At 39.6% G+C, this 20,354-nt stretch carries 20 protein-coding genes; 9 read left to right on the plus strand and 11 right to left on the minus strand.

The annotated features are described in order from the left end of the window. The 6 genes from GX437_03200 to GX437_03225 form a co-directional block, all read left to right on the plus strand. Positions 1 to 993, plus strand: a 993-nt coding sequence (locus GX437_03200) for a T9SS type A sorting domain-containing protein (protein ID NLJ06659.1), incomplete at its 5' end; no start/stop codon positions are given. A 37-nt stretch (positions 994 to 1,030) separates the two neighbouring features. Further along, complete coding sequence (locus tag GX437_03205; protein ID NLJ06660.1) at positions 1,031 to 3,856, plus strand: T9SS type A sorting domain-containing protein; 2,826 nt, start codon at positions 1,031 to 1,033, stop codon at positions 3,854 to 3,856. A gap of 101 nt (positions 3,857 to 3,957) precedes the next feature. After that, positions 3,958 to 4,527: a sigma-70 family RNA polymerase sigma factor gene (locus GX437_03210; protein ID NLJ06661.1), complete on the plus strand. Its 570-nt coding sequence runs from the start codon at positions 3,958 to 3,960 to the stop codon at positions 4,525 to 4,527. Then, positions 4,520 to 5,584, plus strand: coding sequence for a tetratricopeptide repeat protein (locus GX437_03215; protein ID NLJ06662.1), 1,065 nt, complete (start codon positions 4,520 to 4,522; stop codon positions 5,582 to 5,584). The genes GX437_03210 and GX437_03215 overlap by 8 nt, the downstream gene beginning before the upstream one ends. 208 nt (positions 5,585 to 5,792) lie before the next feature. After that, the gene (locus GX437_03220; protein NLJ06663.1) at positions 5,793 to 6,281 is read left to right on the plus strand and encodes an RNA polymerase sigma factor; all 489 of its coding nucleotides are present in this window, start codon (positions 5,793 to 5,795) and stop codon (positions 6,279 to 6,281) included. After that, positions 6,278 to 7,660 (plus strand): outer membrane beta-barrel protein, encoded by a 1,383-nt coding sequence (locus GX437_03225; GenBank protein ID NLJ06664.1) that lies wholly within the window; start codon positions 6,278 to 6,280, stop codon positions 7,658 to 7,660. The genes GX437_03220 and GX437_03225 overlap by 4 nt, the downstream gene beginning before the upstream one ends. Before the next feature lies 1 nt (position 7,661). Here the strand turns inward: GX437_03225 and GX437_03230 are convergent, their stop codons facing one another. Further along, positions 7,662 to 8,042, minus strand: a complete 381-nt coding sequence (locus GX437_03230) for a diacylglycerol kinase family protein (protein ID NLJ06665.1) — start codon at positions 8,040 to 8,042, stop codon at positions 7,662 to 7,664. 133 nt (positions 8,043 to 8,175) lie between these two features. Here GX437_03230 and GX437_03235 point away from each other — a divergent pair, with 133 nt between their 5' ends. Further along, on the plus strand, positions 8,176 to 8,751 hold the full coding sequence (locus GX437_03235; protein ID NLJ06666.1) for a MarC family protein: 576 nt from the start codon (positions 8,176 to 8,178) through the stop codon (positions 8,749 to 8,751). Between the two features lie 16 nt (positions 8,752 to 8,767). Here the strand turns inward: GX437_03235 and frr are convergent, their stop codons facing one another. Together frr and GX437_03245 are read right to left on the minus strand one after the other, a co-directional pair. Beyond that, positions 8,768 to 9,334, minus strand: a complete 567-nt coding sequence (gene frr, locus GX437_03240; protein ID NLJ06667.1) for a ribosome recycling factor — start codon at positions 9,332 to 9,334, stop codon at positions 8,768 to 8,770. Positions 9,335 to 9,373: 39 nt separating this feature from the next. After that, positions 9,374 to 9,952, minus strand: a complete 579-nt coding sequence (locus tag GX437_03245; protein ID NLJ06668.1) for a hypothetical protein — start codon at positions 9,950 to 9,952, stop codon at positions 9,374 to 9,376. Positions 9,953 to 10,068: 116 nt separating this feature from the next. On the opposite strand from GX437_03245, the gene GX437_03250 reads away from it, so the two are divergent. After that, entirely contained in the window at positions 10,069 to 10,722 is a 654-nt protein-coding gene (locus GX437_03250; GenBank protein NLJ06669.1) for a carboxypeptidase-like regulatory domain-containing protein, read from the plus strand. 66 nt (positions 10,723 to 10,788) lie between these two features. On the opposite strand, the gene GX437_03255 is transcribed toward GX437_03250, so the two are convergent. The 8 genes from GX437_03255 to GX437_03290 form a co-directional block, all read right to left on the minus strand. Then, entirely contained in the window at positions 10,789 to 11,991 is a 1,203-nt protein-coding gene (locus tag GX437_03255) for a serpin family protein (protein NLJ06670.1), read from the minus strand. Between the two features lie 25 nt (positions 11,992 to 12,016). After that, positions 12,017 to 12,526: a hypothetical protein gene (locus GX437_03260; GenBank protein ID NLJ06671.1), complete on the minus strand. Its 510-nt coding sequence runs from the start codon at positions 12,524 to 12,526 to the stop codon at positions 12,017 to 12,019. A gap of 78 nt (positions 12,527 to 12,604) precedes the next feature. Further along, positions 12,605 to 13,654, minus strand: a complete 1,050-nt coding sequence (locus GX437_03265; protein ID NLJ06672.1) for a hypothetical protein — start codon at positions 13,652 to 13,654, stop codon at positions 12,605 to 12,607. Then, a complete protein-coding gene (locus GX437_03270) occupies positions 13,651 to 14,142 on the minus strand; it encodes a cytochrome c (GenBank protein ID NLJ06673.1) in 492 nt (163 codons plus the stop codon). Before GX437_03270 ends, GX437_03265 begins: the two co-directional genes overlap by 4 nt. Next, positions 14,139 to 14,690 carry a DUF3341 domain-containing protein gene (locus GX437_03275; GenBank protein ID NLJ06674.1) on the minus strand — a complete coding sequence of 184 codons (552 nt, stop codon included), beginning with the start codon at positions 14,688 to 14,690 and terminating at the stop codon, positions 14,139 to 14,141. The genes GX437_03270 and GX437_03275 overlap by 4 nt, the downstream gene beginning before the upstream one ends. After that, positions 14,683 to 15,966: a polysulfide reductase NrfD gene (gene nrfD / locus GX437_03280; protein ID NLJ06675.1), complete on the minus strand. Its 1,284-nt coding sequence runs from the start codon at positions 15,964 to 15,966 to the stop codon at positions 14,683 to 14,685. The genes GX437_03275 and nrfD overlap by 8 nt, the downstream gene beginning before the upstream one ends. Next, a complete protein-coding gene (locus GX437_03285) occupies positions 15,956 to 18,763 on the minus strand; it encodes a 4Fe-4S dicluster domain-containing protein (GenBank protein ID NLJ06676.1) in 2,808 nt (935 codons plus the stop codon). Before GX437_03285 ends, nrfD begins: the two co-directional genes overlap by 11 nt. Position 18,764: 1 nt before the next feature. After that, positions 18,765 to 19,889, minus strand: a complete 1,125-nt coding sequence (locus GX437_03290; protein ID NLJ06677.1) for a c-type cytochrome — start codon at positions 19,887 to 19,889, stop codon at positions 18,765 to 18,767. Between the two features lie 304 nt (positions 19,890 to 20,193). Here GX437_03290 and GX437_03295 point away from each other — a divergent pair. Beyond that, positions 20,194 to 20,354 (plus strand): hypothetical protein (locus tag GX437_03295; GenBank protein NLJ06678.1); only part of this gene is annotated, 161 nt, incomplete at its 3' end.

Consider the following 20,354-nt stretch of genomic DNA (forward strand, 5'->3'; position numbering starts at 1 on the left):
AGAAACGTTTCAAAGAATTCAAATCCTGTTTTTCAGCTGATAAACAATGATTTTCTTAATCTATCCCTGAAAAATCTTTCTGCTGTCAGCCCTGCTTTTGGTGATGTTGACGGTGATGGAGATTCAGATTTGTTAATCGGCTTGAAAAATGGCAGGTTCATGTATTATGAAAATCAGGCAAAAACAGGTCAATCTCCTGATTTTGTTTACATTACTGAATTGCCGGATAGTATTTCTGCCGGATCTTATGCAACTCCCTGCCTGATTGATTATGATGGTGATGGGGATGATGATCTGATCGCAGGAACGGGAAAAGGAAATCTGGTATTTTTTAAAAATGAAACCAACGGGGGAAATATCCGGTTTTTAAAAGTTACAGATTCTTTAGGAGGCATCAGCTTTTCTCCCGGGAATCAGGAAAAAGTTTTTCCATGTACTGGAGATATAAATAACGACCAGAAACCAGACCTGATTTTGGGAACCACTTCGATGGGAGTGTATTGTGTTCAGGATATTGTTTCCAATCTTTTCCATACATTTGAATTGGATACCCCCGACTTCAGGGATTATCTTTCTATGGAAAAAATAAGCAGGTCGGTTGGCAGGCAATTGTTTCCGGCAGTTTTTGATGTCAATCAGGATGGGCATTCTGATCTCCTTCTCGGCAACCTCAGAGGTGGATTGCTGTTCTATTCCAGTGTGCCGGATACGGTTAATGTTTCGGTGAGAGAAATGCCGACATATTCATTTCCTGCCGCAACCCTTTTTCCCAATCCTGCCAATGAAAAAGTTTTTCTCTCCTTTGAAAAACCATTGTCTGAGGAAACAATTATTTACGTGTTTGACTTGAATGGGAAAAAGCTGTATGAAAAAAAGCTTTTAAAAGAAACAACACTGACAGAAATTGATACACAACTTTTCCCTCCCGGATGCTATTTTATTCACATTCATGGAAAGAAAATGATGACCACAAAAAAATTATTGAAATTATAAAGCGACTTTTTTAACTTTGATGGACAAAACAAAAATTATGATGATGCAAAAGCTGTTAATATTCTCAATTTTATCACTGATCAATATTCATTTTAGCCTGGTATATGCCCAGCAGTTCCCGAAATATTACCAGTCGAACCTGATCAAGGTGTTTGATGAAAATCAGATTGAGCTGAAAAATCCATTTGCGGGTGGGCTGAAATTTCCCGTCATGCAGAACTTCGACCTGAATGGTGATAAAATTCAGGATATTGTGTTGATTGACCGTACCGATAATAAGATTTTAACCTTTATCAATCAGGGGAATATGCAGTTTATCTACAGCCCTGAATATGAAAGATTTTTCCCTGATTCTCTGGCTTCATTTGTAAAATTCAGGGATTATAATGGGGATGGGAAAATGGATTTGTTTACCTATGCCATCAGTACGGGAGCGGGTATTGCTGTTTATAAAAATATCAGCAATGATGTGGAAGGAATAAAATTCAAAATGGTATCACCATGGCTGTCTTCCTTTTTTTACGGAGATTTACGCCTTGAATCAGAGTTTAACCTGCCGATGTTCTGGATAGATATTCCCGAAATCATAGATGCGGATGGGGATGGAGACCTTGATATTTTTACCTTTGATGAGCTTGGAGGGGTGTGGTTGCAGTATTACCGGAATATCTCAATGGAAGTATTTGGGAACAAAGACAGCCTCAAGTATTCATGTATCGATACTTACTGGGGAAATTTCTACGAAACCGATTCTTCGAATGATGTTGTGCTGAATTCGGTCAGGCCATGGGGTTACCGCAATTATCACGAAAACTATGACTCGCTGAAAACTGCATGGGGTGTTGGTATGGCAAAGGAAAACATGGAGCATTTCACCCCAAAGCCGGCAATGAAGAAAACGCCTGTCCGTCATGCAGGCTCCACAGTAATGGCTCAGGACATGGATGCTGACGGAGACCTTGACCTGATTATTGGCGATGTAACCTATCCTATGTTAAATTATCTTCAGAACGGCAAAAAAGATGATAATCTGCCCTACGATAAAATCAAAAAAAGTATCATGTTTTTCCCTGATTATGATACTTCTGTCAATATACGGAATATGCCCAATGTCAATTTTCTGGATATTGATAATGATGGGGTTAACGATATGGTTTTTTCCCCAACGGATATGGAAATTATCGATACCTTTCAAAGCCTCGACCAGATATGGCTCTATCTGAACAAAGGGAGCAACAACAATGTTCAGCTCAGATTTAACCGCAAGGATTTTCTTCAGGGAGAAATGATTGATCTGGGAGGGCCTTCTGCTCCGGCACTGGTTGATGTGGATGCAGATGGAGACCTCGACCTTGTTGTAGCTACCAAAGGAGATTTTAGTAAAACATTTTATCAGAGCGACAGGCTGGTTTTATTTGAAAATACAGGGAAGACAGATTCTACTGTTTTCATTCTCAGGGATTTGGATTATCTTGGCCTATCTTCACGGAAATTCAGGGATATTATCCCCTCTTTCGGAGATGTTGACGGGGATCAGGATATTGACCTTTTACTTGGTCAGGCAAATGGACGTCTGATTTATTATCAGAACTCAGCGGGACCTAATCAGCCGCTTAGTCTGAGTTTTGTATCTGATAATTTTCAGAATATTGATATTGGCAGCTATAGTGCCCCCTGCATTCATGATGTGAATCGCGATGGCCTTGCTGACCTGATTATCGGTCAGAATGCAGGTAAACTTAGCTTTTACAGAAATACCGGTACTCAAGGTAATCCTTCTTTTACGCTTGTCTCGGATACTTTTGGCGGAATCTTTATCCCCAAATCAGATCACCGTACCACACCTGCTGTTGCCGACCTTGACTCAAACGGAAAAGACGACCTGATTATCGGAATGGATATTTTGAATCCCAATTATGCTGTAGTGCGGGGACAGTTATTGTTTTACAAAGATATTTCCGCAGTTCCGGGGGCTGTTTTTGAAAAAGCAGATTCTCTGATCCGTGATTTTCAGTCGGATCAACCGCTGATGTATTCTTTCGGAAATTTATTAAGACCTGTCGTTGCCTGTCTGGATGGCGATCAGCGGGCAGATATTCTGTTGGGAAACAGCAGGGGAGGCTTGCTCTTTTTCGGAACCAATACCAATGTTAGCACAAAAATAACGGCTAACAAATCGCTGACCCTATGTAGTGGTGACAGCATTACGCTGGATGCAGGCGAAGGTTTTGATTCCTATAAATGGAGTACTGGGGCTACGACCCGGAAAATAACCGTTAAAGAGGCTAAAACCTATTCGTGTGAGGTCAGGAAGGGCAGTTTTTCAAGTACAGCTTATATTACCATCAGGCAACACCCAGGAACAATTGATGCAGATTTTTCCTATCAGGCCAATGAACGTAAAGTCAGCTTTACGGCACTTAACGACAATATTAAATACATCCACTGGGATTTTGGAGATGGTGGTTTTTCCTTTGACCTCAATCCGGTTCATCAATATGTTCAGCAGGGAACTTATCGTGTTTGCATGAGCCTGAGCGACTGGTGCGGAGCCGCTGACAAGGAATGTCAGAATATCTTTGTTTCCAGTTCTTTGTCGGAAGATCAGAGAGCCCGGATGGTAAAGGTTTTTCCCAATCCTTTTGACAATAAGATCATTATCAGTATCGAAGCTGAATTATTGAACAATCCTTTAAAAATCACAATTTTCAATTCAGTTGGTCAGGTCGTTTACCAAAAACAATCGATAGACCAGCCGCTTTTCGAAATCCAAACTTCAGAAATGCAAAACGGATTTTATTTGCTTGAAATTCAAAGTGTTGATGGGGGAGAAAAGACTTTTGTCAAATTGTTGAAAATGTAGAATTTTCCTTTGTTTAAAAATATTTCAAAGCTGCCGGAAAAACAGATGCATGCTATTTGCCCTGAAATGAAAAAAATGTTTTGATTTTCAGCAGAAAAAACATATCGGAAAGGGATAATACCTCTCTCATCACTGATGCTGAATTAATCCGTCAGTACAGGCTTTCGGCTGAAAAGGAATTCATTGGAATTTTATTTAAGCGATATTCCCATCAGGTGATGGGTATCTGCCTGAAATATCTTAAAAACAGGGAAGATAGCCGTGATGCCGTCATGCAGATTTTTGAAAAACTATTCGATGACCTGCAAAAGCATGAAATAGATCACTTTAAGTCATGGCTACTGACTGTTGCCAAAAACCATTGCCTCATGCAGCTCAGAAAGTCAAAGCACGAGATACCGGTGGAAGATATTTCCATCTACAGGCAGGAAGAGGCATTTATGGAAAACGGGGATGATGTGCATCTGAATCATGTTGACAACGAAAAACTGAGAAAATTCATCAATCATCTGAACCATGAACAAAAAACATGTATTGAGCTGTTTTATTTTGCCGGAAAATCTTATCAGGAAATTGCAGAAATGACCGGATATGAACTGAAAAAAGTGAAAAGCTATATTCAAAACGGAAAAAGAAACCTTAAAATCATGCTGACTGAAAATAATGAATAATAAAAACGACATATTGAAGTCAGGGGAGTGGATGCCATGCCCGGATGCTGAAGTATTTGAAAATTATCTGTCGGGTAAACTGAATGATACTGAATATGAAGCATTTATAAATCATATTCAATCCTGTGAACTTTGCAGGGAAGCACTGGCCGGTTATGAAGCTATGGATGAAAATATTTCTGTTTTGGAGGAAAACAATATTTTATCTGATGAAATTGATAAACGCCTGAAGGGAGGTTATTTTTCAGGTTTCAAATCAAAAAGGATTATCTATCTGATAGCCGCATCGCTTGCATTATTGTTAACCAGCCTTTTGATCTGGCAGGTAACAGACAGAAAAGAATTTGAAGTTCAGGAACTTGCAAATACAAACGATGTCCTGCCAAAATCAGTTGCGAAGCCACAGGATAGTGCTGCCAACCAGCTTGCCTTTCAGCAAACAGCAAAGGGAATACAGAATACCGAAGCAATGAAAGTGGTTGAAATTCCTGATGTTCAGGAGCAATTAGCTGCCGTGGAGGAGAATGAAAATGAGTCGGGAAACATTGCAGAGAACACTGCTGAAGATGTGAAAAATCTGGCTGCTGAACCTGTCCTTGTTCAAAAAGAAGCTAAAAGACCTGAAGAAAAAGAGGTAACCGAAAAACCGGAGAACAGGAAAGCTGAACAGGAAAGCATAAAGCTGGCATTGACTGATTCGGCTTCACAATCAGCATTTTATTATCAATCAGCTGTGTTGGAATACAACAAAGGCAATCTGGATAAAGCTTTAAAGAATGCCCGGCAAGCAGTGAAATTTGGCCCAAAGAATCAGGAATACCTGTATTACCTTGCTTTGATGAATTATCATTCCGGGAATTTCAGAGAAGCTGAACAACAATTCAATCAGGTGATTGAAAAAAATGGCAGCAACAGGGAAGATGCCGAATGGTATCTGGCACTTACCTGGCTGAAAACCGGCAAAACTGCTGAGGCAAAGGTAATCCTTGATAAATTATCGTCCAAAGAAGGGAAATACAGACAAGAGGCCGAAAATCAGTTAAAAACACTCAGATGAGCCATCATGTTTTCATCAGGGTATCATGTTTAACTTTGAATTTTAATATCCGGCTATGATGCAAGCAACCTTAAACAAAATGAAAACATCTTTTGCAAGCCTTTGGTTTTGATAAAGATATAAATCGGAAGAATTGCAGGAAAGTCTGGACGAAATAATAAAAGGATGTAAGGAAGGCAAAAGGGAATCACAGGAGGCACTGTACAATATGTTCAGCCCCCGGATGTATCCGGTTTGTCTGTTTTATACCAAAGACCAGACTGAGGCCGAAGATGTACTTCATGACGGATTTATCAGGGTTTTTCGCTATATCGGACAGTTTGAAGGCAAAGGCTCTTTTGAAGGCTGGATCAGAAGAGTCATGATTAACACCGCCCTTGAAAGGTTCAGGACGCAAAATTATCTGTATCCTGTCGAAGATGTTTACCAGTATGTGGAAGACTCAGGTTATGAAAATATCATCAGTAAAATAACATTTGATGAGTTGCTGGGTATAATCAGGGAATTGTCGCCACAGTACAGGATGGTGTTCAATATGTATGTTCTGGAAGACATGCCTCATAAGGAAATCAGTGAAAAACTGGGCATTTCGGTAGGCACATCCAAATCGAACCTGTCGAGGGCAAGAACTATTCTTCAGGAGAAAATAAGAGAAAAATATCAGTTAGATAATAAAGCTAATAAACGAGTCGTATGACCAATGAGTTTGAAAATCTTGACAAATTGTTCCGAAAGGTAACGGAAGGTGCGGAGAAGAGTCCGCCTCCCTACGTCTGGGACAAAATTAATAGCGGGTTGAACCATCTTCACAATAGACGTAAAATCAGGATGTTATGGCTTTCAGCAGCTTCTTTTGCCTTGCTGGCAGCTTTCGGTACGGGTTATTTCATTGCCCTGAACCGCGTAAAACAACCGGCAGTGGCTGTCAGACAGGAAGCAGCCACTTTGCAGCCTTCTGTTGCACCGGATAAATTTCAGGAGGAAGTACAGAAAACTACGCCATCAGCTCCCGGTATTGTTTTAAAGACCGTGAAGCCTGAAAAAAAAGCTGGTTTGTTTCAGGAAAAAAACACAACAGTAAATACAACCGGCAATCAGACTCCTGTGGTAACCAGTCAGCAATTTACTGAACAAAAAGAATATCTGCAAAATCAGCCGGTGAAAGTGTTTGAAAATCAGAACATTATTGCGGAAAATCTATCTCTTGTACACGATAGTATAAATGAAAAAACAGAGATTAAAAATGCAGATAAACTATTTGAACCTGAAAAGAAAAACAGGAGCGGAAAGATCAGGATAACCGCTTACGGGACACCAGTGTTGGCTTACAGAAATATATCCAACTCAGGTTCAAATCTTTACACTTTATACAATACGGTGGACTACAGCCTGGCTGAGAATTCAGCAAAAGATGACCGGTCCTATTACAATACGATCGAATCCCCACTGATAACTTTTTCAGGAGGAATGAATGTCGAATTCAGGCTCAGCAACCGAATCAGTCTTACATCAGGCCTGCATTACGGACAATACGGTCAGAAAAACCAGGAAATCTTCATCTATGACGATGAAATGAATGCTGTCAATTCCATTATAAATTCCTCTGCAGGTGATATTCAGTTGAATACAACTGCCGCCTCCTTGCAAAATGATCTCCTGGAGCCATCTTATCTGGTTGAAAAAGATCATTATGGAACTTCTATTTACATGAGTCCATCCCAACTCAGCACCCGTTTCTCTTTTCTCGAAATTCCCGTTTCTGTCAGGTATTTTCTGTCAGGAAAGTCAGATATGTTTTATGGAAATATCGGTATTGCTCCGGCTGTTCTGACATCCAATGTTGCCATATTGGAAGGGACTCACGATAAAAGTATCGGCTCGACACAACAGATTAAGCCCCTGAATTTTACCGGCTTTGCTGGTTTTGGATTCAATTATTCTGTTTTAGAAGAAAAATTAAAGTTTAACATTGAGCCTCAGTTCAGGTATATGCTCAGTCCGGTTAGTTCAGTGGGGTATATCCGCCATCATCCCTACACTTTTGGGTTGCAAACAGGATTAACGTATTCCTTTTAACTTAAAAAAGAGCGATAATTTTCGGTAAAAAGACCAGAATTCCAATGGTGGCAGCAGTAAATGCCGACAATAAAACAGCACCTGCTCCGAGGTCTTTTGCCTTACCTGCACTGTAATGATAGCCAGGATTAATGAAATCAATAAACTGCTCGATGGCTGTATTAATGGCTTCTGTAACAAACACAAATCCGATAGCAAAGGTTATCAGGCACCATTCTGTAATATTAAGGTGGAAAATAAATCCGGCAATAATGACCAGAATGGCCGCAACCAGGTGGATGAGCATATTTTCCTGTGTGCGTATCAGAAACATAATTCCTTTAAAAGCATAGCCAAAGCTATTAATCCGGTTTTTAAAGGTAAGAGGCTGTTTATACGGCATTTTTCCTTGTTTAAAGGTTTTTTTCAGTCGGCTAAGTTAATTCTTTCAGCCTAATCAGAAGTGGATTTTTCGGTTGATATTTGTAATGGAGAAGAAATAAGTGCCTAATTTTGCACCTAAAAATTTGATTATTATGCACTTGAGTTTGAAGGAAATTTTTTCTGTTACACTGGTTCTCTTTGCAGTGATCGATATTCTGGGGTCTGTCCCTGTTATCATTGAAATTGAAGAAAAGACCGGTTCGAGAATCAAACCCGGAGTTGCCACTCTGGCAGCAGGTATCCTGATGATTCTCTTTCTGTTTCTTGGTGAGTCCATCCTCAATCTGATGGGGGTCGATTTATCTTCCTTTGCCATTGCGGGTGCGATTGTGATTTTCTTTCTGGCGCTTGAAATGATTTTAGGCATTCATATTTTCAGGGAGAGACCCAATGAAACAAGCTCTACTACCATAGTTCCCATTGCTTTTCCTCTGATTGCCGGTGCCGGTACTTTGACCACCATTCTTTCCATCCGGTCAGAATATCTGATTGAAAATGTGATTATTGGAATTATTATCAATCTGGCATTTGTTTATCTGACCCTGAAAATAATTCCCTGGATTCAACGAAAATTGGGAAAGGGTGGAACCAGTATTCTCAGGCGTATTTTTGGTATTGTACTGCTATCTATTGCTATTAAACTTTTCAGGACGAATATAGGCTTCTGAAAAAAATGGACGGAAATCATACGGTCATGATTTCCTTTTCCTTTTTAGCAGTTATTTCATCAATGTTTTTAATATAGTTGTTTGTCATGTCCTGAATTTTTGTTTCAGCCTTCTTGACCTCATCTTCAGGAACACCATCTTTCTGAAGGCTTTTAACTTCTTCCATGGATTTTTTTCGTATATTCCGGATGGCAATTTTATTATTCTCTGTTTCCTGATGAATAAATTTTACCAGTTGACGTCTTCTTTCTTCGGTGAGCGGTGGAACAGGAATGCGAATGATTTCCCCGTCATTCTGGGGGTTAAAGCCAAGGTTTGCAGCCATGATGGCTTTTTCAATGGCCGGAATCGTACTCTTATCCCATGGCTGGATGAGGATGGTTTTAGCATCGGGTGTCCCGATATTTGCCATCTGATGTACAGGTGTTTTTGCTCCGTAATAATCTACATAAACCTCGCTGATCATCTGAGGACTGGCTTTTCCTGCTCTTATCTTTGTCATGGTATCGATAAAATGGGCAATGGTTTTTTTCATATTTTCCTCGGTCTCTTCCAATACCATTAATAGCAGCTCATTTGTCATATTTTTCAATTTTTTTGGTTCACAAAGTTAAGGTTTATGTTAATTTTTAATGTTATCCGTGCAATTCTTTTTGATTTTTTCATACAGTTCAATCATTCGGGGATTCACCCGATTGTACATTTTTTCCGTTGTCAGGATGTTGTTGATCTGAGTCCGGCAAAAACTGTCGTGAATATTTATGGCCTCATTGAATGAGTTGTAGGCTTCTTCGAATTCTTTCCGGCTGATACTTTTTTTCAGCAGGTTCTGTCGCAATTCAGTAAGTCCGGATTGAAATACCTGATTGTCGTATTTCATTGACTTGTAAGCGGTTAAGAATTCTGTATAGTTTTGGTAAAAACCTTTATAAGTAACCAAATCATACTTTAGTTCGTCATTCATATGGTTGCTGTCGAGGCGGCCAATACAATCAAGCCGTAGTTTTATGCTGTCAGACCGAAGTTTCAGATATTCGTCATCAATAACCATGAGTTCTGATAATTTATTGATTTTCAAAATCAAACTGTCAGTTTTCCTGATTTCATCGACAAAAACATATCTTTTACAGGAAATTAATGAAAGTATCAGAAAAAAAACAGCCGTTGGCAAAAGATTTCGGTGTATGTATTGTCGAATCATGGTCTTTCCGACTTTAGGCAGGATTGTTGATATTTCTAAGCACTTTATTCTTAATTTTGACCGATTTTCAGATGTTGCAAAATACAGCTAAATATTTCGTTTGGAGAAAAAATGTTTTGATCCTGTTAACTATACTTGCTTTTCAATCATCACTTTTCGGTCAGGAAAAACAGCATCATCTGATTCAGTTTTCAGGATTAATTGTGAGTTCCGATACTTCTTTTCCGGTTCCTAATGCCCATATCAGGATTAAAAATACGCGATGGGGAACCATTTCAAATGCAGAAGGTTTTTTCAGCATTGTGGTGAGAGAAAATGATACCTTATCGGTTAGCTGTGTAGGGTTTCGTAATAAGCTGATTGTCATACCACCCGGGATTAACCAGCCCAGCCTGACCATGGTGATTCCGATGTATGCCGATACCATTACTTTTGCTGAAACCGTGGTTTATCCGTGGCCATCCAAAGACAAATTTCGCCAGGCTTTTCTTGAAATCCAGCCTGAGGCTACCCTTGAAGATCTGGCAAAAAAGAACCTGAATCCGGCCACTCTAATGGCGCTTTCTGCAGGGCTGCCAAAAGACGGACCTGAACAACAGCATATTGCTTTGAACAATATGGCAAAGTCGGCAGGTTATCTGGGCGGACAAACCAATTATGCTATTTTCCCCGGCTCCAATATCCCTGTTCCCCTCTCATTGCTGAATCCTTTTGCATGGGCTGAATTAATCAAAGCCATCAGGGAAGGAAAATTCAAAAGCAAAGATTAGAAGTCCGTTTGAGCTGAATAGTTTCTGATGAATCGGCCAGATAGCCAACAAAATAAAACCCGATTCTTATTCCGGCCTCGCTATTTTTCCCATGAACAGAATACAACCGGTGTTCAGCTCGGTGATAAAAAACAGGAAAGGTTTATCGGCACTGAACCAAATTTCCTGAGGAACGGAAGTCAAGCTGATACCGACTGAGGTAGCGGCTGCTGCTTCTGTCCCTTCTTCGTTGACTTCAATGAATGATTTATGTTTGACTTCAGAAATATACAGTTGGCCATTGGGATTAATACCGGTAAAATCAGCCTGATCTGAAAAAGCTTCCTGCATTCCCATCGCGGATAAAATATCATTCAGGGTAATTTCATATTCGAACCTGAACTTTGGGAGCTTCAGATTTATGTCTTTGGTCTCTGAAAATTCTTTTTTCCAGCTTTTCCATGTGTCGCTGTTCATCCCGTTGATCAGGTCAGTCACTGAATAATTTCCTTTGGGAACCATTACCACCATGCTGTAATTTCCTCTGCCATAGGGAAGTTCAATGGCATCGACATTATCATTGGTGTAGTAATTGGCTGTGATTTTTTGTTTCATGAACGGAACGCTAAGTTGATTCCCGTCAGACAGGTAGAAGTCTTCATCGGCAGTTTTATTTTTGTCAAATTTCATTTTCCAGTCGCCCTTGAAATAAATTGCATTAATCAGGAACATAACATCCTCAGGATCAATTTGATTAACGATCTTTTCAATCTTTTTCCCCGTTTGGTCATAAACCCAGTTGTTGATGGTTTTCAGGGCATCCTGACCGGAAAAATCAAGGGGAGAAACCTGAGCCTGATAGTATTTCTGATTGGTGGTCAGGAAGTCGGGCAAAACATAAAAATCTTTTCTGTACCAGATGGAATTTGCGATAGCCAGCCTGACTTTCGGATCAAGTGAAATAAGCTTGTCGAGTAAAAACTGATTGATTTCATTGATTTCCTGAGTGGTCAATGTGGGAAGTTGTAAGGCGGTTTTCATTCCTTCAAGAGTGGTTCCGGCTGCTCCGTTGAGGGTCATACTTAAGGCCATGGAAATGCTCAAAGGACTGATAAACAGGTTTTTATCTTCGCTGGTGGCAGAATTGATCTGTTTGAACAATTCAAAACCAAATGAATTATCGGCTTCGATCAGGCTTTTTTGTTTCATGCTGACATTAAACTGAACAGCATCCTTGCTGCAATTGGTCAGCATAAACGGGAGCAATAAAATTAAACTTAACTTTTTCATCTTCATTGATTTATATGATCAGATTTTAAAATATCCATGGATAGGAAGTTCTTTTCTTACAAATTTCAGCCTTTTCCGATTTTTTTAAATCGAGGGTGGCTTCAAGTTTTTCATCCACATCGTTCAGATATGCTTCAGTGATGCGAATGATATAATTACCTGCTTCAATGTCTGTCAGTTCATAGTCAAGGTCATACAGACAATTGCATTTGCATGGATCGGTCAGCTTTTCTTTTTCCACAATGGTGATGATGTTGCTGTCTATGCTGATTTCTCCGAATACTTTGTCAGGGCAACAATTGAAGGCAGCATTCAGGTGCTTGATTTTTAAGGTTTTACTTTCGGGTAAGTAGGTGAATTCGACACAATCCTGATCCTGTGCTATCGAATCGGCTCCGGCTGATTCTGTAAACTGTTTACAGGAAGAGGAAGTGATTTTGATGAGTTTTTTGCCTGTAAGTGCCTGATTATCACACCCTGAAAATAATATGGCGGACAGTAAAAATACTGAAAACAAGTACAATTTCTTGCGCATGGTCAAAACTTTTAGCAAAAGATGGGATAAATTCTTAAAAGGTTGCATGATCGTCATTTGATAAGTAAGGTAAGTCCATTATGTTCCCATATCGTTGTCATATTTCCGCAACAGGCTGAAAAAAAAGGCAGCAGAAAGGATTATCAGAAATAGGGTAATAATAAGGTTGTTATCAAGTCTGCCGGAGAAAAAAAGTAAAATCCAGAAAAAATTTCCCGTAAAAAAGGAAAGGGAGGCAACAGCAAGTTTTTTTACCTGAATTCTGTTGCGGTAAGCTGACAAGAGTGAAAAGGGGAATACAAAGCAAAGGAAAATCGGGAGAATAATTGTTAATATTCTGATAATCAAGTCGCTCTTTATTAATGAAATAGCCATGCTCCCCTCATATCCGGAAATCAGCAGATGGCAGAAAAAGAGATACATCCATAGGCAACAAAAGAGCAGAAAATATCTGGAAAGGTCATTAATCAAATCACTTCCTCTTAATTTGTTTCTGTTAAAGAAAATCAGGCTTACGACCGACAGGGCAAAAGCTGTTATGATGGTCTGAATGGCAACAATGCCCGCATGTGGGTTTTGCAGGGGAAATATCATCCAGTCCCATGAAAAGAAGAATATGCCGGATATTACAAAAATCAGATAGAATGGGGACACTTTTCTCAGATTTGATTCGTAAGAATGTGTCATGTAACAGGGAAAAACCTTATTGTAAATGTACAAATTTGAAAAAAGGAAGATAGCTGTACGGAAAAAGATAAAGAGTGGATAAAACCATATTCTCCCTGCCAGATATGTTAATTCGGCTGCCAGCAAGAAAAAATTATATAAAGAAAAGATAATCAGCCAGATAACAAGAAGAACTTTGTAATATTTCCGGATGTCGGGAAAAAAAGGATACAGATTTTTCGACCACTTGGCCTGAATGGTTTCCTGAAAAAGGATGAAAACAAGGGGAGAGACAGACATAAGTGTCAGTAATATGAGAAGACTGAGGAGGATGAAATAAATATCACTCAGCAGTTTCATGGTATCAAGGAAGAAAAAACCAATGACGATTGGGAGCAGTGAAATCACCGCTAAAAGAAAATTATTACGTGTATGAATCCGTGTGACAAACCTTATTTTCATGGCTTCAGGCTATCAGTAGGTGTGATGAAAGTTTTGATATAGGCCACAATCAGCCAAATCTGCGTGGGTGTAAGGTCTTTTTTATTTTCAGGCATTTGGTTTTTACCATAATAGATTGAATGAAACATTTGCCCTTCCGTGATGGTCGGGAGCCGTTTCTGAAAGGGTGGAGGTGGCGGATATTTTTCTTTTGCGATCATAGGAGCATCGGCTGAGCCGTTTTTTCCATGGCAATGGGTGCAGTATTGTTCATAAAGTTTTTTGCCTTTTTCCCTGTTTTCGGTGGTGGGTTCAAGCGGATTTACCCGCTGAGCAGCCAATAGGTAGCCTTCTTTTGTACCGGGCAGGTCATAATCAGGCAGTTCATGACGTGCAACTACATTTTCAGGAAGTTTTTGTTCCGGAAGCCTGTCGCTGCGATCGATGTAAATGCAGGCATTCATCAGCATCATTAACAGAAATAAGTAATATGCAGTTATTCGTTTCATATCTTGTTCAGGTTCAGCGGAACAGGTAAATGTTTTATCGGTCTGACCATGGTAAGCGTTCTGACAGACAATGAATTATCTGTTTTCAACAGGCCATTGAGCTTTTCAAAATCCCTGGCTTCAAGAATCAGATGGAAATGATTGTCTGTCAGGTAGTTTTCAGGTATGGTCCCCGGCACAAGCCACGAGCGTGTCCAGAACCATATCAGCAGCACGATGGCTGATATCAGGAGTGAGATGACGAAAGAAACAGGAACAAAGGTCAGCAGGCGGATAGTAATAAGTCCGGCCAGATCGAGGGATGATTGATAGAAAACATAAAATTGAAGGGCAATCAGCAGTATGAATGATGCCAGTCCTGTGTAAAAGACTACTTTTCCGGCTCTTCCGCCACTGCTTTGTGGATTGGCCGGAGTAAGATCAAGCGGGCTGAAGGTTTCTACAGGTCTGATGTCATTTTCCTCAAGCAGCTTTCTCAGCGACAGAAAAACATTCTCATTTTCAGTACTCAGAACGACAGCTTCAATATGTTTGGAAAACTCAGGCATTCGTTTCGGGACTATATGTTGTTTTTAATGGTAGATATCTGATAACCAGTAGTGTAAACATGCAAAAAAATCCTGCTGAAAACAAAATTAATGAAATTGCCGGCAGGGTAGTCCGATACGGGATTTTTGCCAAAGTCAGTGTGGAGACGGATGAATTGGCTATTACAATGACAAAACGCTCAAGCCAAAGCCCCGATAAAATGAGAAAACTGATAAGCTGAAGTTTTTTGCCATTGGTTCTGAATTTTTTTAACCAAAGCATTTGAGGAAGTAAAAGCGTAAGTATGATTGTCAGCAGATAGGAAGAAATTAGAATCAGGTTTGTTTGCCCGGAAAGCAGCCAGAAAGCGGTGGGCTTTGTGCTGAGGATAACCGAAAGCCATTCATTTAAAAATAAAACGGTTAATGCGATAGCACACCCTAAAATGATTTTGGCCATGAAATCCAGATGTTTTTCAGTTATAAAATGTTGATTTTCATATTTTTGATTGATAAACGGAACCCAACAGGCAATCATGGCAAATCCCGACATGATGGCACCCGTAACAAAGTAAACCGGAAATACGGTATGGTGCCATCCGGGTTTTAGGGTCACTGCAAAATCAAGACTGACAATACTGTGAACCGAAATAACCAACGGAGCAGCAATCAATGCAAGTATCCATTGAAACCTCCGAAAGTTATTCCACTGAAGGGAAGAACCTGTCCAACCCCAGCTCAGGTAATTCCATAGAGATTTTTGTAAACCGGACGAGGACTGATTCCTTTTACGGGCAAAGTCGGGCAATAAACCTGAATAGAGGAAAAGCAGGGAAATAATGAGATAGGAGGCTATGGCGTAAAAATCCCATACCAGTGGTGAAGAAAAATTCAGCAACAGATGATATGTACGTTCGGTAATGGGAAGAAGTTTGTAAAAATAAATCGGTTTGCCAAGGTGAAAAATGGGCATGAGAGCAGCTATAATCACAGCAATAATGGTCATAGCTTCGGCAAAGCGGTGAATTTCTTCCCGCCAGTTTTGGCGTAACAGCAGTAAAATGGCAGAAATAAAAGTTCCGGCATGAGCAACTCCTATCCAGAAGATGAAATTGATGATCAGGGTTCCCCAAAAAATACCCTGATTTAAGGGAAGGACACCAAGCCCGTAGCGGAAAATTTTTACAATGGTAATCAGGCCGGGAATCATTAGCAGAATTGATAAAATGAAGAATATCAGCCACTTGCTTTTAAAAGAGAGGGAGGGCAATATGTTGGTGTGGTTTTTATCCTTCATTATTCCTGCTTTTAATGAACTGGCTGTTTCTGACCCTGGCCAGATAAATGACCTTGGGTTTGGTACCTTTGTCTTCGAGGAGATAAAATGCCCTTTTGCTGAGAGAAGATCGATAAACAAAAGAAGCCGGATCGGCAAGATTGCCGAAAGTAATAGCCCCCGAAGTGCAGGCTCGTTCACAGGCGGTTTTGATAGTGCCATCAGTGATCAGCTCATTGTTGATCTTGGCTTTACGTTTTGCTTCCTGAATTCTCTGTATGCAGAATGTACATTTTTCACTTACCCCTTTTTCCCTGACACTTACTTCCGGATTAAGCAACATCCTGTATTTATTATTGTTTTGATATGCTTTTGATGCATAATTCAGATAATTAAAGGTACGGGCAAGATAAGGGCAGTTGTTGTTGCAGAAACGGGCACCGATACAGCGTTCATAGTTTTGTTGGTTCAGCCCTTCCTGACTGTGGCTGCTGGCTCCTACCGGGCATACCCGTTCGCAGGGTGCCGTTTCGCATTGCTGGCACATGACCGGTAAGAAGCTGATAGTCTTTTCTTTACCTTCTTTTCTGATTATTTTTTCAATGCGGATCCAGTTCAGACTTCGGTTTTTTGAAATTTCCTCATGCCCGACAAATGGGATGTTGTTTTCGGTCATGCAACCGGCTACACAGTTGGCACAGCCCGTACATTTATTCAGATCGATGACAAGTGCCCACTGAGGGGTATATTTTTGCTTCCGGGTAAAATCCCTCTTCAGACTTTCTTCATCTCTGGTCAGAGCAGTGTATTCTTCCCATGTATATTCCGGTACAGGCTTGCTTTTTGTCATCAGGATAGTCTGATTCTTAAACAACTTTTGCCATTCACCTGTTTTACGGATGCTAAAATCTGTGATTTCATTGCTGATCTGGTAGTCTTCGAATTTCAATAGTTTAAAAACCTGACAACCATATTCTTCTGTAAATTCTGCTTCCATTTGCCATACATGATCCGGTATTTCAGGAATAATGGAAACTGTGGCAGTGATGATATTTTTCCCGTTGATAATATCTACCACATCACCATCTGTCAGGTTTTTAGTTTTTGCTATTTGTTCCGATATGCTGACTACAGCCTGATTGAGCACACCTGTCATGGGGTTCGCAAAATCACTCAGTAATGGATTATATGCTGTGCTGTCTTTCACATGATTTAAAAAAATCTGAATCGTTCCGGATGAATTTTCTTTCTTTTCAATCATTTTAAAATCAGGCAAAAGCCTGTCAAACTGATGTTCTTTCAGTATATTCCGGGGAATTCTGAGATAGCCGTCATGCAAGACTTTTTCCCAGGTTAACCGGTTGTTTTCCTGAGAGGAAAGGAAGTTTTTATTAAGATAAAAGTCATGGAGATAGTCATAATATTCACCTTGATAATCAAGAAGATAGAGTAAGATTTCCTGCAATTGAATTTGGCGGGGATAAGGCTCGGCCACCGGTTGGCTGAAGCTGATGAAACCCTGAGGATGCCAAAAATCCTCCCACCGTTCAGGGAATAACTTGCCGGCAAAGCTTATTTCAAATGATTTTTTGCGGGGGTGGGGAAATATTCCAAGCCGGATGAGTTTTGAATCTTGTTTTAAAAATTCAAATACAGAATCGTGACATTCTGCTGCAAAAATCAGGGGTTTATCAACGAAAGAAATTTCTTTCAGAAAGGAGGGAAAACTTAGATCACCTTGTAAAGTAATTTCGTCAGCGGCAATAAAGCTGATGGTGCGGTTGAAATTTCCGAGCAATTGATTAATATATGCAACAAGTTGTTGATTTTCATAATTTTGTGACCCCGATACAATAATGGATCTGCCTTTGTATTCAAGTAATTTTTTTGCCAGTAAAGGGATCAAACTATCATAAGTTTCTTCATTCTGAAATTGATTGGAATGACCGGAAAGAAGTTTGCTTAAGCTTGAGCTGAGGTTTTTAAGAAATTTCAGTTGTTCATCAGGAGACAGCAGCAGATGCTGATCGGCAACTGCACCTGTAGGTGTCGGTCTGCTTTCTATCTGAAGATGATACGACATTTCTTCAATGGTTGAAACCTGCCGGGTTCTGAAATAGGCATCAACATATTCCGGATGGCTTAGAAAGTCATCCTCCACACTGATGATTATTTTTGTTTTTTCGAAATGATAAACCGGAAGTGCATTGGGAGTAACATATTCTTTAAAAAGATTTCTAACGGCCTGATTTACAGAAAGATCATATACAACATGGCGGATACAGGGATACTTATTTTTGATACCATTAATTAATGAATTAAGCGATGGACTGTAAACGGCAGAAGTGATGAGGTAAAACGGTTTGTTCTCCTGTTGCTGTTGGCTGATTAAGGATTTTAAATGCTCTCTGGCATCAGCAATTTCGGCTTGTTTCCCATTTATGAGTGTTTTTTCTGCTCTTTTATCGCTATACAACTCAAACAAGGCTGAAATTCCTTTCTTACAAATGATTCCGTTTGGAAATTCATCCATAGGATTGCTTTCTATCAGTACTGGCCTGTTTTCATAGGTTTTAACCAGTATTGGGCAATGTGCATGACATTGGTTGCAACTGCTGGCTATCCATTTGATATTGCCAGGCAATTCGCGGTAGCTGTTTGCCGGATAAGGCAGGATATTTCTGATCACTGTATTTTTACAGGAACTTAGCAGACCTGTTGCGGCCAAACCTGCTGAGCATAATTTAATGAATTCCCGCCTGTCTGATTTCAGAAAATCCCTCTTTTTATCAATATTTGACTCTTTCTTATCTTTCATTTTAATAATGACACAAGATGCAATCCGTTCTGACCTGTTGACCTGCTTTTATTCCCGGAATGTTGTTTTCTGCAGAATAATTGTTTTTTTTGTGGCAGTTGATACACCATTTCATGGTAAAGTCTCCTTTCTGAATGCGCACATCTGCCGGATCAGTATGGCAGTCAATGCATTCGAATCCACCACTTATTGTATGTAGTGCATGGTCGAAATGAACATGACGGGACAGCCGGTATCCTGTTTCCCACTCAATATCCATGTTTTTTTCCACCAGTTTTAAAAGTTTTGAAATTTCTTTCTCACCTGTCTTTTCTCCTTTTCTGATGTAGTTATGACATTTCATGCAATGTGTGGCGGTCGGAAGGTTGGCTGTTTTCATGCTTAATGAGGAGACATGGCAGTAAACACAGTTTATCTGATAATCCTCGTAATGTTGCTGATGGCTGAAGTCTATCGTTGTTCGGGTTGCAGAGAATTGCTTTAGAATATAAAGTTTCCGGTAGTAATTATTTGCGGAAACCAACATAATGGTTACCAATAAAACAAGTAGTGTAACATAAAAACTTAAAGGAATCATATTTAAGAACCTGACAAAAGCAGGAAGCAAAGGTATATCTTTGCCTGCTCTTGATCTGCAAAGGATTAGAACAAGAAAGAGTAAAAAAAACATTAAAAACAATGAAGCAGATAGCAGGAGTAAAAGCGGTATTTTTACGCCACGCTGTTGAGTGGATGGCGATTTGCGTGTCAAGGCCTTTTCAGCAACCGGAATATAGTTTTCTATATAATTGATAATCAATACAATCTCGCTGTCTGATAAGCTTGTTGCCGGCATATTGACTTCTTTAAACTCCCTGAATATCCTGACAGCCTGCGGATCATTGGCCTCAATCATTTCAGCAGAATTCCGGATAAATCTGATCAGCCAATCTTTTGTCCTTCTCTCAGAAATGCCTTTCAGGTCGGGGCCGGTTAATACACGTCCGATTTCGTGACAGCTTGCGCAATTCTCACGAAAGAGAATTTTTCCTGCTGAATCAGATAAATTTTCAGCAGCTAAGCCATCTAACTGACACAGGTTGAACAAAATAATCCCGAAAAAGCATAAAATATGGCGTCTTTTCAAAGCTGAAAATTTACATGCGAAAATAGAGAAGTTAAAAATTCTGAAAATTTTTATTGTTAAAAATGAGTTCAAATTCAGACTCCTTCTTAGTTGTTTGATAATGAAAGATTTATAAATTATCTATTTAAATGACTGAGTAAATTTTTGACCATTGACAAAAATCTTTATCACCACGGGAAAAAAATCAAAAATTTTTTTACGCTTTTGGAAAATTATATTAGATTTGCAAAGTGAATAAACCTGTAAAAGGTCAAAGTGTTTTTAAATTTGATGGTAAAATTGTAAACCCTTAATTGATAATTATATGAGAAAAGTCGTTACACTGTTTATTTTTGCATTGCTCAGCTGGGTGAGTTTCAATGCAGTTTCACAGACTTATTGTTCATCCACATGGCAATATGCTCAGTATGGGTACTGGTACATTGAATCAGTGAAACTGGGAACGATGTATAACTACAACAACAC

Source organism: Sphingobacteriales bacterium, from assembly GCA_012517435.1.
GTDB lineage: Bacteria > Bacteroidota > Bacteroidia > CAILMK01 > JAAYUY01 > JAAYUY01.

Coding starts and splice junctions, on each gene's coding strand:
- GX437_03205 (NLJ06660.1), top strand. CDS start 1,031: ATGATGATGCAAAAGCTGTTAATATTCTCAATTTTATCACTGATCAAT.
- GX437_03215 (NLJ06662.1), top strand. CDS start 4,520: ATGAATAATAAAAACGACATATTGAAGTCAGGGGAGTGGATGCCATGC.
- GX437_03220 (NLJ06663.1), top strand. CDS start 5,793: ATGTTCAGCCCCCGGATGTATCCGGTTTGTCTGTTTTATACCAAAGAC.
- GX437_03225 (NLJ06664.1), top strand. CDS start 6,278: ATGACCAATGAGTTTGAAAATCTTGACAAATTGTTCCGAAAGGTAACG.
- GX437_03230 (NLJ06665.1), bottom strand. CDS start 8,042: ATGCCGTATAAACAGCCTCTTACCTTTAAAAACCGGATTAATAGCTTT.
- GX437_03235 (NLJ06666.1), top strand. CDS start 8,176: ATGCACTTGAGTTTGAAGGAAATTTTTTCTGTTACACTGGTTCTCTTT.
- frr (NLJ06667.1), bottom strand. CDS start 9,334: ATGACAAATGAGCTGCTATTAATGGTATTGGAAGAGACCGAGGAAAAT.
- GX437_03245 (NLJ06668.1), bottom strand. CDS start 9,952: ATGATTCGACAATACATACACCGAAATCTTTTGCCAACGGCTGTTTTT.
- GX437_03255 (NLJ06670.1), bottom strand. CDS start 11,991: ATGAAAAAGTTAAGTTTAATTTTATTGCTCCCGTTTATGCTGACCAAT.
- GX437_03260 (NLJ06671.1), bottom strand. CDS start 12,526: ATGCGCAAGAAATTGTACTTGTTTTCAGTATTTTTACTGTCCGCCATA.
- GX437_03265 (NLJ06672.1), bottom strand. CDS start 13,654: ATGAAAATAAGGTTTGTCACACGGATTCATACACGTAATAATTTTCTT.
- GX437_03270 (NLJ06673.1), bottom strand. CDS start 14,142: ATGAAACGAATAACTGCATATTACTTATTTCTGTTAATGATGCTGATG.
- GX437_03275 (NLJ06674.1), bottom strand. CDS start 14,690: ATGCCTGAGTTTTCCAAACATATTGAAGCTGTCGTTCTGAGTACTGAA.
- nrfD (NLJ06675.1), bottom strand. CDS start 15,966: ATGAAGGATAAAAACCACACCAACATATTGCCCTCCCTCTCTTTTAAA.
- GX437_03285 (NLJ06676.1), bottom strand. CDS start 18,763: ATGAAAGATAAGAAAGAGTCAAATATTGATAAAAAGAGGGATTTTCTG.